Annotated in this window: 13 protein-coding genes; 12 read left to right on the forward strand and 1 reads right to left on the reverse strand. The window is 60.9% G+C overall.

What is annotated here, in order from left to right; genetic code table 11:
* The first annotated feature begins 127 nt into the window (after positions 1-127).
* From FJ951_RS21930 to FJ951_RS21975, 10 genes are all read left to right on the forward strand, one after another.
* Positions 128-964: a heme-binding protein gene (locus FJ951_RS21930; RefSeq protein ID WP_246671764.1), complete on the forward strand. Its 837-nt coding sequence runs from the start codon at positions 128-130 to the stop codon at positions 962-964.
* A 122-nt stretch (positions 965-1,086) separates the two neighbouring features.
* The gene (locus FJ951_RS21935) at positions 1,087-2,847 is read left to right on the forward strand and encodes a methanol/ethanol family PQQ-dependent dehydrogenase (protein WP_263486167.1); all 1,761 of its coding nucleotides are present in this window, start codon (positions 1,087-1,089) and stop codon (positions 2,845-2,847) included.
* Entirely contained in the window at positions 2,828-3,697 is an 870-nt protein-coding gene (locus tag FJ951_RS21940) for a substrate-binding domain-containing protein (RefSeq protein ID WP_140517461.1), read from the forward strand. The genes FJ951_RS21935 and FJ951_RS21940 overlap by 20 nt, the downstream gene beginning before the upstream one ends.
* Complete coding sequence (locus tag FJ951_RS21945) at positions 3,694-4,227, forward strand: c-type cytochrome (RefSeq protein WP_140500652.1); 534 nt, start codon at positions 3,694-3,696, stop codon at positions 4,225-4,227. Before FJ951_RS21940 ends, FJ951_RS21945 begins: the two co-directional genes overlap by 4 nt.
* Entirely contained in the window at positions 4,224-5,237 is a 1,014-nt protein-coding gene (coxB, locus tag FJ951_RS21950) for a cytochrome c oxidase subunit II (RefSeq protein WP_140517463.1), read from the forward strand. Before FJ951_RS21945 ends, coxB begins: the two co-directional genes overlap by 4 nt.
* The gene (gene ctaD, locus FJ951_RS21955; RefSeq protein WP_140517465.1) at positions 5,234-7,204 is read left to right on the forward strand and encodes a cytochrome c oxidase subunit I; all 1,971 of its coding nucleotides are present in this window, start codon (positions 5,234-5,236) and stop codon (positions 7,202-7,204) included. The genes coxB and ctaD overlap by 4 nt, the downstream gene beginning before the upstream one ends.
* The gene (locus tag FJ951_RS21960) at positions 7,201-7,806 is read left to right on the forward strand and encodes a cytochrome c oxidase subunit 3 (RefSeq protein WP_140500655.1); all 606 of its coding nucleotides are present in this window, start codon (positions 7,201-7,203) and stop codon (positions 7,804-7,806) included. Before ctaD ends, FJ951_RS21960 begins: the two co-directional genes overlap by 4 nt.
* 1 nt (position 7,807) lies before the next feature.
* Positions 7,808-8,149, forward strand: a complete 342-nt coding sequence (locus tag FJ951_RS21965) for a hypothetical protein (protein ID WP_140500656.1) — start codon at positions 7,808-7,810, stop codon at positions 8,147-8,149.
* On the forward strand, positions 8,146-9,024 hold the full coding sequence (locus tag FJ951_RS21970) for a cytochrome c oxidase assembly protein (RefSeq protein WP_140517467.1): 879 nt from the start codon (positions 8,146-8,148) through the stop codon (positions 9,022-9,024). Before FJ951_RS21965 ends, FJ951_RS21970 begins: the two co-directional genes overlap by 4 nt.
* Position 9,025: 1 nt before the next feature.
* Complete coding sequence (locus FJ951_RS21975; protein ID WP_246671766.1) at positions 9,026-9,412, forward strand: c-type cytochrome; 387 nt, start codon at positions 9,026-9,028, stop codon at positions 9,410-9,412.
* A gap of 700 nt (positions 9,413-10,112) precedes the next feature.
* On the opposite strand, the gene FJ951_RS21980 is transcribed toward FJ951_RS21975, so the two are convergent.
* Complete coding sequence (locus FJ951_RS21980; RefSeq protein WP_140517470.1) at positions 10,113-11,102, reverse strand: NAD-dependent epimerase/dehydratase family protein; 990 nt, start codon at positions 11,100-11,102, stop codon at positions 10,113-10,115.
* 629 nt (positions 11,103-11,731) lie between these two features.
* Here FJ951_RS21980 and FJ951_RS21985 point away from each other — a divergent pair.
* Both FJ951_RS21985 and FJ951_RS21990 read left to right on the forward strand, forming a co-directional pair.
* Positions 11,732-12,541, forward strand: a complete 810-nt coding sequence (locus FJ951_RS21985) for an ABC transporter permease (protein ID WP_181168455.1) — start codon at positions 11,732-11,734, stop codon at positions 12,539-12,541.
* 3 nt (positions 12,542-12,544) lie between these two features.
* Positions 12,545-13,774, forward strand: coding sequence for an ABC transporter ATP-binding protein (locus tag FJ951_RS21990; protein WP_140517472.1), 1,230 nt, complete (start codon positions 12,545-12,547; stop codon positions 13,772-13,774).
* The last annotated feature ends 1 nt before the right edge of the window (position 13,775 follow it).

Here is a 13,775-nt window from a genome sequence, read left to right on the forward strand (position 1 = left end):
AATGAGCTGCTGCCCATGGTCGCAACGTCTGTGCCTTCCATCATAATTTCAGGAACTAGGAACATAGGGGCCTCGTCCGAGTTCCATTGAAAGTGTGGGAACATAGCTCAGTTTGCCAGGGGATTCCTTGCTCTGTGAGCGCTCCCACTTTCCACATTGTGTTCAACGAATGCTCCGGATCATGGGTCGCCCACAGCTTTCCTCCCTGGCTTTCAGCCTCCTGGTACTCGTTAATTGTGCATTGCTGCAAAGCAGGGCCTGGGCACAGCTACCCTGCCCCGCCGACCACGCCAAGCTCCTGGCTGCCCTCAAGGCAAACGTCAAAGCAAGCGGAGGCCCCGCCAATGGCGGCTTCGAGACCAATGAATGGGCGGCGATCGTTACGCGTGACGGGACAGTTTGCGCCGTTGCTTTCAGCGGCCCCACCAGCGATGCGCAGTGGCCCGGCAGCCGGCTGATCGCAGCCGAAAAGGCCAGCACGGCCAACGGGCTCAGCATTGCCCAGATGGCTCTCTCGACGGCGAATCTATATGCTTCTGTTCAGCCGGGTGGCCCCTTGTTCGGCTTGCAGCTTACCAATCCTGTCAACCAGGCAGCCGCTTATGCCGGCGACAGCAAGACCTTTGGGAGTGCGAGCGATCCGCTGATTGGCAAGCCGATCGGCGGCGTCGTGGCATTTGGCGGCGGCCTTGCTCTCTACGACGGCAAAACGATTGTCGGCGGGCTTGGCATCAGCGGCGACTCCTCCTGCGCCGATCACAATGTCGCTTGGCGCCTGCGTGCGGCCCTGGGCCTGGACAAGGTTCCGGCGGGCGTCAACCCCAACGCCAAGGACGCCATCGTCTACGATCTCGATCCTGGCGGAAAGAGCGCCTCCGGCTGGGGTCATCCGTTGTGCGCGGGAACCGAGGCGGACGTCGCGGCCGAACTCGGCGCCGGAGTGGGAGGTTCGATCCGCAAATGAGGGGATCTCTGAAACTGGCGGGGAAATACGCATCTGCGACACCAGACGGCCGAGGAGCGGAAAGGGGCCGCGGTTTCGACTTTAGGCCGTTGAAGTGGCTGGTGCTGGCCGCAGGCTGCTCATTGCTGAACGCCGCGGCCGCGCAGTCCGCGGTGACACCCGCCATCACACCGCCCGCCGCGGCCGCGCCACCTGATGACGGCCAATGGACAATGCCGGCTAAGAATTATGCCTCGACGCGCTACAGCGAACTGGCGGACATTAACGAGGACAATGTCAAGAACCTTCAAGTTGCCTTCACTTTTTCGACCGGAGTGAACAAGGGTCAGGAAGCGGCGCCACTCGTCGTCGGCAACACGATGTATATCGTGACGCCTTTTCCAAACATCGTCTACGCGCTCGATCTTTCCAAACCGGGCGCGCCGATGAAATGGAAGTACGAGCCAAATCCTGAGCCTGCCGCGCAGGGCGTTGCCTGCTGCGACGTCGTCAACCGCGGTGCGGTCTTCGCCGACGGGCGCCTCTTCTTCAACACGCTGGATGGTCACACGATCGCGCTGGATGCCGCCACTGGCCAACCGGTCTGGAACGCGCATGTCGGCAACATCAATATCGGCGAGACCATAACCATGGCGCCGCTTGTGGTGAAGGGCAAAGTGCTGGTCGGCAATTCCGGCGGCGAGATGGGTGTGCGCGGCTGGGTCAAGGCGCTGGACGCGGGCGACGGACATGTCGTCTGGACGGCTTACGGCACCGGACCGGACAAGGACGTGCTGATCGGGCCGGATTTCAAGCCGCATTACGACATGGACAAGGGCAAGGACCTTGGCGTGACCACATGGCCGCCGGAAGCCTGGAAGATCGGCGGCGGCAACATGTGGGGCTGGATCTCTTACGATCCGGACCTCAACTTGATCTATCACGGGACCGGCAATCCAGGGCCGTGGAATCCGGACCTTCGGCCCGGCGACAACAAATGGACCTCCGGGATTTTCGCGCGCGATCCCGATACCGGAGCCGCGAAATGGTTCTACCAATGGAGCCCGCACGACCTGCACGACTACGACGGCATCAACGAGCAGATCCTGCTCGATATGAATTGGCAGGGTAAGCCGCGCAAAGTGCTCGTCCGCCCGGAGCGCAACGGCTATCTCTACATTCTGGATCGGACCACCGGGGAAGTCCTGTCGGCGACACCCTATGGGGCCGTCAATTCCAGCAAGGGCGTCGATCTGAAAACCGGGCGCCTGATCGAAAACCCGGACAAGAAAACCGGCACCGGCAGGGTGATCCGGGATATCTGCCCGACAGCATCCGGGCTCAAGGATTGGCAGCCATCTGCGTTCTCGCCGAAGACAGGACTGCTCTACATCCCACACAACAATCTGTGCATGGACGAAGAAGGCCTCGAGGTGAACTACATCGCCGGCACCCCCTATGTCGGCATGAATGTGCGCATGATCCCGGGCCCGGGTGGCAACCGCGGTGCCTTCACCGCCTGGGACATCGCGGCCGCAAAGCCAGCTTGGAACCTTAAAGAGAATTTTCCGGTGTGGAGTGGCGCGGTCGCCACCGCCGGCAACGTCGTGTTCTACGGCACAATGGAGGGCTGGTTCAAAGCTGTGAGCGCAAGGACAGGGGAATTGCTTTGGCAGTTCAAGACCTCGTCCGGGATCATCGGCCAGCCGGTCACCTATCGCGGCCCCGACGGGCACCAATACGTCGCGATCCTGTCGGGCGTCGGCGGTTGGGCCGGCGCGATCGTATCGGGCGACCTCGACCCGCGCGACGCTACCGCCGCGCTCGGCTTCGTCAATGCGATGAAAGACCTGAAGAACGCGACCACGGCGGGAGGCACGCTCTATGTGTTCCGGCTCCCCTGATGCTTTCGAGTTGAAGGCAGTTCGAAGACGCGAGGCGAACGGGCGTCTTGTGGTCGCGGTGGTAGCGTTTGCCTCGCTGCTCTTCGCGGTTGCCGCCGACGCACGTGAACTCAAGGTATGTGCCGACCCTAACAACATGCCGTTTTCCAACGCCGCTGGACAGGGCTTCGAAAACAAGATTGCCCAGATCATCGCCAAAGAGCTAGATGCAAGACTTTCCTATACCTGGTGGGCCCAACGCCGCGGTTTCGTTCGCAACACGCTCAAGGCAGGCCTGTGCGATCTCATACCTGGCACTCCCGCCAATCTCGAAATTCTCCGCGCCACCGCTCCCTATTACCGCTCGACCTATGTCTTCGTGACGCGGCGGGACAGTCCCGAGATCACGTCTTTCAACGATCCACGCCTGCGCACTCTGCGCATCGGCGTGCAGCTCATCGGCGATGACGGGGCCAACTCCCCACCGGCCCAGGCACTCGGCCGCCGCGGCATTGTCGGTCATCTCGTCGGCTATCCAGTCTATGGCGACTATTCGGCTCCCAACCCGCCCGCGCGCATTGTCGAGGCGGTGGCCAGCGGCGAGATCGATGTTGCCGTCGTCTGGGGCCCGCTCGCCGGTTATTTCGCCGCCAAGCAGAAGACACCGCTGCGCATCACGCCCGTGACACCTCGAATCGACGGGCCTCAATTGCCAATGGTCTACGACATCTCCATGGGCGTCCGACGCGGGGACGACGCGCTGCGCGACGAAGTGGATGCAGCCCTTGCCAAGCACAAGGCTGAGATCGACGCGACCCTGGCCCGATACGGTGTGCCGCGCCTTGATATCGGCGGGAGCGCGGACCGATGAGGCGGAACCTCACCGTGCTCTTGTCGGCGATGCTGGCCCTTGCCGCTTGCCAGCGGGAAGAGCGCGACACACGTCCGCAATCGGCCCTTGGGTCCGGCCAACAGCCAACGCCGGTGACTGCGCTGGAGCCAGGCGGCCAAAGGCCGCTCCCGAGCGACAACAAGGCTGCCAGCTTCGAGGCCAACGCCTTTCATCTCAGCGAGGGCAAGCGCCTGTTCAGCTGGTTCAATTGCTCGGGGTGCCATGCCAATGGCGGCGGCGGCATGGGACCGGCGCTGATGGATGAGAAGTGGGTTTACGGCAGCTCGATCGAGAGTATCCACGCAACGATCCGGGACGGGCGGCCTAACGGCATGCCTAGCTTCCGAAACAAGATACCCGATGATCAGATTTGGGAGCTTGCAGCCTTCGTACGTTCGCTGAGCGGCAACGCCCCCTCCTCCGCCGCACCGCAGCGTAACGACGACATGATGGTCCATCCGTCGGAAAATCGCCTCCCCGATGCCGCGACGCTGGGGAAATCGCCGTGAAACGATTTTTTCCCAAAGCGAGTTGCGCAGCCGCTCTCCTGGCGCTTTCAGGTTGCAGCGGCTGGCAGTCCGCTCTCGATCCGAAAGGCCCGGCCGCGGGCGAGCTCGCCTGGTTGATCTGGTTTTTCACTGCCCTGTGCGCGGCCGTGTGGATGCTGGTGATGGTCGTGCTGGTCGCCACCCTGTTCCAGCGAGTTCGAACAGGAAAAGATCCGCTCGTGCTCGACCTCGCTTCCGAACATCGCAAAATGCGCGTGGTCTTGACCGCGGTTGGGGTGACTGCGGCGATCCTAATTGGGCTGACCCTGCTGAGCTTCTTCGCCAACCGGACCCTTGCCGGGATCGGATCGGACGAGGCGCTGACGGTCCGCGTGATCGGCCACCAATGGTGGTGGGAAGTGCGCTACGAGAATGCTCAGCCAAGCCGCATCCTGACGACGGCGAACGAGATCCATATTCCGGCCGGCGAGCCGGTTCGGCTTCTTTTGACTTCAACAGACGTAATCCACTCCTTCTGGGTGCCGAGCCTTGCCGGCAAGCTCGACCTCATCCCCGGACATATGAATGTGCTGGACATCAGGGCTGACAAGCCAGGCGTCTATCGTGGTCAATGTGCTGAGTTCTGCGGCGCGCAGCACGCCAACATGGGCACCTTCATCATTGCCGAGCCGCGGCCGCAGTTCGATGCCTGGCTGGACGACCAGTTGCGGCCTGCCGCCGCTCCGACCAATGCCGAAGCCAAGGCCGGCGCGGATCTTTTCCTCCAGCGGCCCTGCGTGATGTGCCACAGGATCGGCGGCACACCCGCAGGTGGCACGGTAGCGCCCGATCTTACCCATATAGCCAGCCGGCAAACTCTCGCAGCCGGAACGCTGACGATGAGCCGCGGCAATCTCGCCGCTTGGATCGCCGACCCGCAAGGCATCAAGCCCGGCTCCCACATGCCTGTAACGGCTCTCAATGGCGACGAGCTCAATGCCATCATTGCCTACCTCGAGGGGCTGAAATGACCAGCGCCGACCTGACGAGCGGACGTGACCTGCGGGCGGAGGCGCAAGCAAAGGGAGATCTCGCTCCCGAGCATGACGGACCGCGCGATACCGGCATGGCGCAAGCCGATCTCCAGCGGCGGCTGGAGCGCACCTGGCGTACGCCCCCCGGCATCGTCGGCGCGCTTTCGAGCGTCGACCACAAGGTGATCGCCAGGCGCTATCTGATCACTGCCTTTATCTTTCTGTGTATGGGGGGGCTCAACGCAGTGGCTATGCGTGTTCAGCTCTCGGGACCACAGCGTGGGCTGATCGGGCCGGACCTCTACAACCAGCTGTTTACCATGCACGGCGTCACGATGATGTTCCTGTTCGCGGTACCGATCGTGCAGGCGACCGGCATTTATCTCGTGCCGCTGATGGTCGGCACCCGCAACATTGCGTTTCCGCGGCTGAATGCGTTCAGTTACTGGGTCTATGTTTCGGGCGGCCTGTTCGCCTGGGTGTCTTTCGCTCTCAACATGGCGCCGGACGTCGGCTGGTTCGCCTATGTGCCGCTGTCCGGTCCCGAATTCGCCCCTGGCAAGCGCGCCGACGTCTGGGCGCAGATGATTACCTATACCGAGGTGTCTTCACTGGCTGTGGCAGTGGCGACGATCGTCACGATCTTGAAGCAGCGTGCTCCCGGCATGTCGCTGGACAAGATCCCGCTATACGTCTGGGCGATGCTGGTCACCTCCTTTGTCGTCGTCTTCGCAATGCCGGCGGTGATGATCACCTCGACATTCCTGATCCTCGACAGGCTGGTCGGCACACACATCTTCAACCCGGCCGAAGGCGGTGATGCCTTGCTGTTCCAGCATCTGTTCTGGTTCTTCGGTCACCCCGAGGTCTACATCATCTTCCTGCCGGCGACCGGCATGGTCTCCTCGATCATCCCGGCTTTCGCCCGCCGACCGGTGTTCGGCCATCTCGGCATGGTTCTGTCGTTGATCGCGGTCGGCTTCCTGTCCTTTGGCCTGTGGGTCCACCATATGTTCGCGACAGGCCTGCCCAAGCTCGGCGCCAGCTTCTTCACCGCTTCCAGCATGATGATCGCTATTCCCAACGGCGTACAGATCTTCTGCTGGCTGGCAACGATGTGGGACGGCAGACCGGTGATCCGCACGCCAATGTTGTTCGTGTTCGGCTTCTTTTTCATCTTCGTCATCGGCGGTCTCACCGGCGTCATGCTGGCCTCCGTGCCGCTGGATCTGCAGGTGCACGACACCTACTTCGTCGTCGCGCATTTCCACTATGTGCTGATCGGCGGATCGGTATTCCCGCTGCTGGGTGCGGCCTATTTCTGGTTTCCTAAAATCACCGGCCGAATGATGAGCGAGCGCCTGGGCCGCTTGCATTTCTGGCTGGCCTTCATTGGCTTCAACGCCGCCTTTTTCCCGATGCACATCGTGGGGCTGTGGGGCATGCCGCGACGGGTCTACACCTATCCGGCCGAGCTTGGCTGGGGGAACATCAACCTGTTCATAACAGCAGGCGCGGTGGTCTTCTTCCTGAGTTTCGTCCTGTTCACCTTCAATCTTGTGCATGGCGCGTTGAAAGGCGCAGCGGCAGGCAACAATCCCTGGGAGGCCGGCACCCTGGAATGGGCAACGCCCTCGCCGCCGCCGAGCTATAATTTCGCGCGCATTCCGGTCGTCACCAACGCGGAGCCACTCTGGGCCGAGCGCGACGCTCTTCCCGTAGCGACCGGGCTTCGCGTCGACGCGCGCGAGCTGCTGGTCTCGACAGTCGCTGAAGCCCATCCCGACATTCGCGAGAAATCGGCGACACCGTCGATCTGGCCGCTCTTTGCAGCGTTCGCCGTAGGCGGCACGTTTCTCTATTCGATCTTCACCCCCTGGGCCATCGTGTGGGGCGCCCTGCCAATCGCCGTCACCTTGATCGGCTGGTTCTGGCCAAAAGGTGATCCGGAGGACGAGGAATGAACGAGCGTCCCGTCACAGATGTTTCCGGTCTCCCCACCTTTGGGCATGGTCCGCGCAGCCCGACCTGGTGGGGCACGCTCGCTTTCATGGCTCTGGAGGGCACCGGCTTTGCGCTCGCCGCAGCCGCCTATCTCTACCTGGCGGTCTCTTGGCCTGAATGGCCGTTGAGTGCACCGCAGCCGAACCATTGGCCAGGAACGATCGTCACGCTGCTGCTGATCGCCAGCCTGGTGCCGAACCACATCCTCGATCGCTATGCCAAGCAATGCGCCATCGTGCCGGTGCGGATCGGACTGGTTGTCATGTCGCTGCTCGGCCTCGCCCCGCTCCTTGTGCGCTGGTTCGAGTTTCCGGCCTTGAACGTTTACTGGGATACGAACGCCTACGGCTCGATGCTTTGGGTGCTGCTCGGGCTCCACACCACGCATCTGATAACAGATGTCGGCGATACGATCGTGCTGACGGTGCTGATGTTCACGCGCCATGGCTATAGCGGGCGACGCTTCGGCGACGTCGGCGACAATGTTTTCTATTGGGATTTCGTGGTCGCAACCTGGCTTCCGATCTATCTGCTGATCTACTGGGTACCGAGGCTCGGCTGACATGCGCGCGGTGCGGTTGGGAACTTCCTGGGGTGGGCTTTTGTCGGGCCCGTTGGCTTGGGCGGTCTCGACGCAACTGAACTACTCGCTGGTTCCCTGGCAATGCAATCACCAGGTGCCGGTCGTGCTTCCCTTAGCGTTGCTGCTCGCCTTGTTCTCGCTTCTGGGCGGTGCTCTGTCCTGGCAGGCAAAGCGGCAAGGCGGCGCTGCTTTCAAAGCAGAACGCACGCGCGGTACCGAGCATTTCGTCGCCGATCTCGGCATGCTGGCGGCTCTCCTGTTTGCACTGGTCATCATCATGCAGGGAAGCGCCGCACTTATCCTGGACGAGTGTCTGCGATGAACCTGGCCACGCTCTTCTCCACCTCGATCTGCTATGGCTCCGGCGCGCCCGAGGCCGGATGGACACTTGCGCTTCCCATCACGGTCCCGCTGACGGCCGTCGCGCTCATCTACATGGCCGGTGCGATGCGGCTGTGGCGCCGCAGCACTCGCGGCCGTCCGCTACGGATGCGTCAGGCGCTGCTGTTTGCCGCCGGCTGGAGCGTACTGACGGCAGCGTTGGTCAGTCCGATCCATGCTCTCGGCGAGCGGCTGTTTGTCGCGCACATGATCGAGCACGAGTTGCTAATGGCGGTGGCGGCGCCGCTGCTGGTCACTGCCTGCCCCGCTCCGGCTCTGCTGTGGGCATTTCCCGTAACTTTTCGGCGTGCCCTGGGTATGGTTGGGCATGGCAAATCGCTGCGAACGCTCTGGACCTTTGCGAGCCGGCCTGTCACCGCAACGATTGTTCACGGGATCGCGATATGGGTGTGGCACATTCCGGTCCTGTTTGACGCAGTGCTCGAGCACGGCGTGCTGCATTATGCGCAACATGCGAGCTTCCTCGGCACCGGCCTGCTCTTCTGGTGGGCGTTGCTGCCGCGCCAAGGCCAACAGCAGGCCTATGGAAGTGCCGTGATGCATCTTTTCTTCACCTCCCTGCACACCGGCCTGCTCGGCGTCCTGCTTCTTCTATCGCCGAAGCTCTGGTACCCGGAGAATGCTGCCGGGGCGGCAGTGTGGAATTTAAGCCCGATCGAAGACCAGCAGCTTGCCGGGCTCGTTATGTGGGTCCCGGCCGGCCTTATCTATGGCGGGGCAGCGCTATTGCTGGCCGGCCTCTGGATAACGACGAGCGGAACCAGGAAGGTCGCGCATGCGCCCTGGCCCATCTAAATTGATCATCGCCGTGTGCATTCTGCTGGTCGTCGCGGGCGGCGCGCTCGCATTGTGGGCCGACCGAGCCCGTCGGGTGCAGCAAGAGGCGGACGCCGCTACCGGCGGCGTCGGTGCACGTGCGGTACCGATCATGCTGGCGAATGGCTGCGCCGGCTGCCACACCATCACCGGTGTACCCGGTGCGGTAGGCCACGTCGGCCCGCGCTTAGACGCCAGTCTATCTGACAGGATCTATGTTGGCGGCGTGCTGGCTAACAATCCGGAGAACATGATCCGCTGGATACGATCAGCAAGGGACGTTAATCCGCACACCGCCATGCCCTCCACCGGCATCACCGAGCAGCAAGCGCGTGACATCGCCGCCTATCTCTATGCTTTGAGATAGACCGCCGCCTCGGCGGGACCACGGGCTGCGCCCAGGACCATAGCCGACCGACGGGGGAACAAAGCTGCCCGATTATGGTTTGGACAGCAGCCGGCGCAGTACAAATTCAAGTCCGCCGTGCTGCTGGGTCATAAGCCCCAGCCAAGAGCCCGCTTCCCCCTCCCTCAAGAGCGGGCTCTTTCCTTGTGGATCGATGCGGAGCGATCAGGGGCGTGGACTGAGGCGACATGAAGCAACTTCTGTCAGATCTCGCCGCAATGGCCGAACCCGGCTTCTGGATCGCCTTGGGGCTTTTAGCCCTGCCTTACTCCGTGGGAGTAATCTTCCTGATCAAGACATGCCACTGCCTCTGATCGCCCAGCCTTCCGGTCGTACGGGCTTTATTACCTGCCAGCGCAAGATGTGAGTGACCATCACGGATCGTCGCCGAGCGAGAGCGTGCAGGCCATCCGCGCCGCTCGAACACCCATAAGGCTGCCGACCACGCGTTGGAGGAGTTGCCGGGGAACCATGCAATGCCGCGGGAGGAGCCTTCCGCACTTGTATGTCGCCTTCGGTGGGCCCTGAACGATGCGCGGAAGCGCGCGTTCACAGCATCGAACTGGACGGTGAGCATACCGCGACGTTGGTCGAAGGAACCGGATTGCGGCGAGCACATTTCTCCCCTTTTTCGGTCACATTTTATCGGGGCGGATCCCACTCACACCGATGCGGCAACCATCGAGTCCGAGGACACACTGGACAAGTCGTTCTGTTGCTGGCGGCGAAACCAATCCAGGGTGAGGCGCACACCCTCTTCAAGAGGTATTTGACAGGCCCAGCCGGGGATGATCCTCCGCGCTAGGGTTAAGTCCGGACAGCGGTTCGTCGGATCCTGGGGGATCGGATCAACATGCACGATTTTGGTGCCTGGCACCAAGCCCGCGACGTAACGGGCAACATCGACAACGGAAATCTCACGATCGTTTCCGATGTTCAGGGGACCAATATAACCATGCTCCTCCCCCCAGAAGAATTGTTCTAGGCCGTCCACGATATCGCTGACGTATCCCCAACTCCGCGACTGCAAGCCGTCGCCAAAAACGATTATAGGTTTGCCGAACAGCGCATTCGTGATGAAATTTGATACTGCACGTCCATCGTCAGGTCGAGTCCTAGGTCCGTAGACGTTGAACAATCTTGCAACTCGAATGTCGAGCCCGCTCAATCGGTTACTCTCAAAAAGCAGGGCCTCGGCGCAACGCTTACCTTCGTCATACGATGAACGCGGGCCGGTGCAATCAACGGAGCCCCTATAAGTTTCCGGTTGCGGCGTTACCAGCGGATCGCCGTAAACCTCAGACGTGGACGTGAAACAGAAGCGGCCCCCGGCGCGAAGAAGGGTCAGAAGTCGCATAGTTCCTATTACGTTGGCCGAGATGGTTCGTACCGGATCTTGCATATACCAGGGAGGCGAAGCAGGCGAGGCGAGATGATAGATCTCGTCAAAAAGGCTCCCCTGCTGAAAATCTTCAACAGCCACATCTACCACGACCAAGCGAGGGTCGGCGATATGATCCAGATTGGCACGCGTACCAGTCCAGAAATTGTCAACAGCAACAATTCGATTGATTTCTTGCCTTAACAACAGTCGATCAACCAGGTGGGATCCGATGAACCCGGCTGCTCCCGCGACAAGAACACTTTTCATTTCCGACCCAAAGCTTTGCAGCTTGCTCAGGAGCTATGAACGCTGACTCGTCAAGCCGTCTGAATTGCCAATGAGATGTCACTCCCTCCACGCAATGATGGTTCGCGCAACGCGCATCGCCCGAACAACCCTAATCCGCGCAAATAGTACCACCCCATTGGACAATGGCACATCTTAAGGACCCTGTCACCAGCGGTGCAGTGCATACACTACACTGTAAAAACGACAGATTTCTGTAGCCTGACTATCTTCGATGGGCATAACATCACCACAAGTTCAATGGGAAATGTATCCTCGACAAACCCAGCACAGGTGGGAGAGTAGCGGTAGAAACTCAGACGGCCCGGGCAGGTGTTCGTTCGCATCCGGATCGAACGTAAAGTCCGTGTGCGAGAAATGCCCTCCTTCTTATCGAACAACGGGGATATGTGGCGCGATCTCGCGCCCCCGGAGGATCTGGTCGAGCATTAAGGGCGGCTGCTTGCGCTCTCGAATGGTGAGGTTCGTGGAACGGCAGGCACCATCAAAAGTGCTGATTGCACTGCGCGGAAATGTAGGCCTCAATGGGGCTGTCAAGGGAGGCGGACGCCATCATCGTGTCAGATCGGACAGGCGCGCAATCAGCTGTCGTGACAATCATCGATCCGTCCCGCAAGCGAGGACTGTTCGAACCTTCCGAGCTTTGGCGATATCGGGAAGTTGTGTTCTTCCTGGCCTGGCGTGATTTCAAGGTCAAATACCGGCAGACTTATCTGGGCATCCTTTGGGCAATGCTGCAGCCGCTCGTTGCTATGTCGGTCTTCAGCATCTTCTTCGGCAAGCTCGCAGGCATTTCGTCCAACGGCGCGCCATACCCGCTATTTGTTCTGTGTGGGCTTGTGCCATGGAGTTTTTTTTCGCGAGCCGTCGCCAGCATGACGGGCAGCCTCGTCAGAAACCAGGAACTGGTGAAACGCGTCTATTTCCCGCGTCTGATCATTCCCATCTCCACGATGGCCTCATGCCTGACCGATATGCTCGTCGGCTTCGCTCTTTTGTTCGCCGCCATGCTGGCATTCGGAAGCTGGCCGGCACCACAAGCAGTCTTCTTGCCGCTGTTCGTGCTCGTAATGGCTGCGTCAGCGACTGGAGTGGGCGTGGCATTGTCGGCGATCAACGTTCGCTTTCGCGATGTGGGCTATCTGTTGCCGTTCAGCCTTCAGATACTTCTGTTCATGACCCCGATCGTGTATCCAGCCAATCTCGTCCCTCAATTGTGGCGGCCGCTTTATAGTCTGAACCCAATGGTTGGGACAGTCGAGGCCATCCGCTGGAGCGTGCTGGGCACGCCTGCGGACTGGCTCATGATCTCGATATCAACGCTCTCCTCGCTAGCCCTTCTCGTTGCCGGACTGACTATCTTCTCAAAATCCGAACGCGCGTTTCCGGACCTGATCTGAGTGATGACCGACATCGTGATCCAGGCTGCCAATCTCTCCAAGGCGTATAGACTTGGTGTGGCGAACAACAGTTTCCCCACGCTGCGAGACGCGCTCGCCAGCAAAAGGCGGGGTCTTCGCGGGGAGGCCGATACAAGCCACCGCAAAGGTGCGGACGAGCCGTTCTGGGCGTTGAAAAACGTCTCCTTCGAGGTGCACGCAGGCGAAGTCCTTGCCGTGATCGGTCCCAACGGTGCAGGAAAGAGCACCATTCTCAAGATACTGGCGAATATCGTGGAGCCGACTTCCGGCCGCGCGACGATACATGGACGGCTGGGAGCTTTGCTGGAGGTCGGCACGGGGTTCCATGCCGAACTGACCGGCCGTGAGAACATTTATCTCAACGGGGCCATACTCGGCATGCGGCGCATCGAGATCAATTCCAAGCTTGACGAGATCGTGGATTTCTCCGGGGTCGAGCCGTTTCTCGATACGCCTGTCAAACGATACTCAAGCGGCATGTACTTGCGTCTGGCCTTCGCGATTGCCGCCCACGTCAATCCCGACATTCTGGTGGTCGATGAGGTCTTGGCCGTCGGCGATGCCACGTTCCAGAAGAAATGCATCGCCAAGGCAGCGAGCATCGCCGGGACAGGCCGCACCGTGCTGATCGTCAGTCACCAGATGCCGGTTCTGCAGCGACTTTGCACCCGCGCAATCCTTATCGACGGCGGGACGATCCAGGCGGACGGTCCGACTCAGGACGTGGTCCGGGATTATCTCCAGACGCTTGAGGCCCGCGCAGGAACCGATCTGAGTGTGCGATCCACGCGCACCGGGCGCGGCCGCCTCCGTGTGGTCGGCATCGAAGTTTTCAATGAAATGGGTCCCGTCGCGTCCGGGCAGCCGGCAACTTTTCGGCTTCAGGTTGATGGGCCGCGCGAAACATTGCAGTGCCTTGTGACTATCATTGATGATCTGGGGGATCCTGTGACCTCCTTTGATAGCCGGGAGCATTCCCTGCATGACCGTCACGGCGAAGTCTACACGGTACATGTGGACAGCCTTATGCTGAGACCAGGGCGCTACAGGATTGACGTAGCGCTGGTGGCGGACGACAGGGTGGTCGAAGACCATGTCGAGACGGCCGCTGTGTTCGATGTCATGCCCGGTTTGCTCGACGATCGACCGGTCAGCGCCCAGCCTGGCTTTGGCAATGTCAGCTTCCCGCATCGATGGGTGGTCAGGAAGTGAC

It is taken from the genome of Mesorhizobium sp. B2-2-3 (assembly GCF_006442405.1).
Lineage (GTDB): Bacteria > Pseudomonadota > Alphaproteobacteria > Rhizobiales > Rhizobiaceae > Mesorhizobium.